Origin of the sequence: Borreliella americana (genome assembly GCF_021043605.1) — a bacterium.
GTDB classification, from domain to species: domain Bacteria; phylum Spirochaetota; class Spirochaetia; order Borreliales; family Borreliaceae; genus Borreliella; species Borreliella americana.
Genome location: NZ_JAJNFB010000047.1, coordinates 1 through 1,989, shown reverse-complemented (window position 1 = coordinate 1,989; position 1,989 = coordinate 1). Strand labels below are relative to the sequence as shown.

The following is a 1,989-nucleotide window of genomic DNA, read 5'->3' as shown; positions in this document are numbered from 1 at the left end:
AAGTGTATCCTTTTGCAAGTAACACCTCCTTATTAAAATGATTACTAAGATGTGCTTTTGCAAGTGTATCAATTTCATTTATACGATCTGCCTCTAGTAACAATTGCTTTTCAATACGCTCCCTTTCTTCAACTTCTGCAAGTTCTTTTGTGATTCTTTCATTTATGCTTAAATCTCGGCTTGTTTCTTTGGGTTTATTGCTTGCTTGTTCTTTAAATCGCATGTACTCTTCAAATTCCCCCGCACTTATAACTCTAGTATCAGATTGAATTTGTGATTCTTCTTTAACTTGTGCTTCAAGCTTTTCTTTTTCTTCATTTTCAATCACTTTTCACCTCCTTTTCTCAAAATGAAAATAATTTTTCTTTTAAAACAGCTAATTCCTTATTATTAAAGGAACTACTTTGTATAAGTTGGTTGTATTTACTATAAAGCTCAATTAGCTTTATGTCTCTTTCCACTTTTTGATCCTCACTTAATATAATCAGTGAGTTGAACTTCATATCAAGGCCAAAATACTTTATAAGTTTCAAGTTGCAAGAGTTTTCAACTTGTTCTTGTACACCTTTTAGAAAATCGTAATAATTGCTCCTATCTCCCTTACCATCATTTCCAAGACCTTTAGCTTGTTCATTGAAGCTTCTAGTTAAAGGCTCTTTAGTATCTGCACCAATTTTTGCTTTAATCAGTGATAACGCCTCCTTTAAATAACTGAGATCGTACTTAATAACTTCTAAACTAGCATTAGGAGTTCCGGTGTAAAACATACCCTCATTATTAAGATTGTTCTTAAGCCTAGTGAGTTCATGAGACAATGAATCATTAAGACTGCGTAAATTAGAAATGTCTTTATTATGATTGCTTGAATTTTGTTTTCTCAAAAAAGAAGATAAAATACTACTTCTATTGCCATTATTATTACTCTGCGTAAGTGCACTCAAAGATGTTGTTGCACTAGAAAGTGCATCCTGTAATTGTACTAAAGATTCATCCTTATAAAACAAAAAATTGTGATTTTCAATACGCTTTTCTATTTCAACGTATATTTTTTCAAATAAATAAATATCTAGCAAAAAACTTTCAGTATAACATGGGACATATTTTTTTAGGATAAAATCAAAGTTCTCATATATTATAAGTCGGCTTTTGTGTATTTTTATGTTGTCGTAAGAATTGCTATTATTATTATTAGATTTTACTTTATAAGTTATATAATCAAAGTCAACTCCCAAATCTCTTACAGATTCATAATCAAGATATTCGAATCCAATAGGCAACTCTATGTTAACTGGTTCTTCAAGATATGCTAAAGAATCTTTGGTTTTTACTAAAACATAACCAATTCCATGAAAACGGAAACTTATAATACAATTAAGTAAAGCATTCTTAAGCTGCACCTTTAGTTCGGCAAGTTCAAGCTTGCTAACATTATGGCTAATACTCTCAAGAATAAGTCCATTTTTGAGACAATCTTCTGCTACATTTTCTATGTAATTTCTAAAAAAAATTGAATATCTATACAGTTCTAATGAACTTATTTTATCTGCTAGCTTTACTTTTCTTAAATCACACAATTTTTTACTTCTTCATTATTAAATTTTATTTATAATAGCAAAAACTAATATTTTTGTCAACAAAATTTACAAAAATCTTTGCTTGCCAAAGTGAACACTTCTCTCTTTATACCCTAAAGACAACATCAAATATGCAGCAGATAGTGCATCAAGTGCATCATCATGGGTTTTGTTATCACCTTTATAGGTGTAAATATCAGTAAATACAGAAGAACTACTGTATTTTGCAATGTAAAGTTTCTTGTAAGTAAACGGTGTAATTAATGATGTTATTCTACTAAGTTTATTAGATTTTGGTTTAACCGGCACAATTCTAAAATTGTGACTCATACTACTCCTAAGTATTATGTATTCACGGGTTAATCCACCAACACCTTTAGTATTATCTCTATCCTCTAAGTACAGCGTGTGTACA

General features: G+C 30.0%; 3 protein-coding genes. All 3 read right to left on the bottom strand.

Annotated features, from left to right (window positions below; all coding sequences use genetic code 11):
* Positions 1–328, bottom strand: a 328-nt coding sequence (locus tag LRB30_RS05750) for a DUF1357 family protein (protein WP_231020144.1), incomplete at its 3' end; no start/stop codon positions are given.
* A gap of 16 nt (positions 329–344) precedes the next feature.
* Positions 345–1,574, bottom strand: a complete 1,230-nt coding sequence (locus LRB30_RS05745; RefSeq protein WP_231020142.1) for an anti-CBASS protein Acb1 family protein — start codon at positions 1,572–1,574, stop codon at positions 345–347.
* A 66-nt stretch (positions 1,575–1,640) separates the two neighbouring features.
* The coding region (locus tag LRB30_RS05740; RefSeq protein ID WP_456264083.1) for a phage terminase large subunit family protein at positions 1,641–1,989 on the bottom strand (349 nt) is incomplete at its 5' end.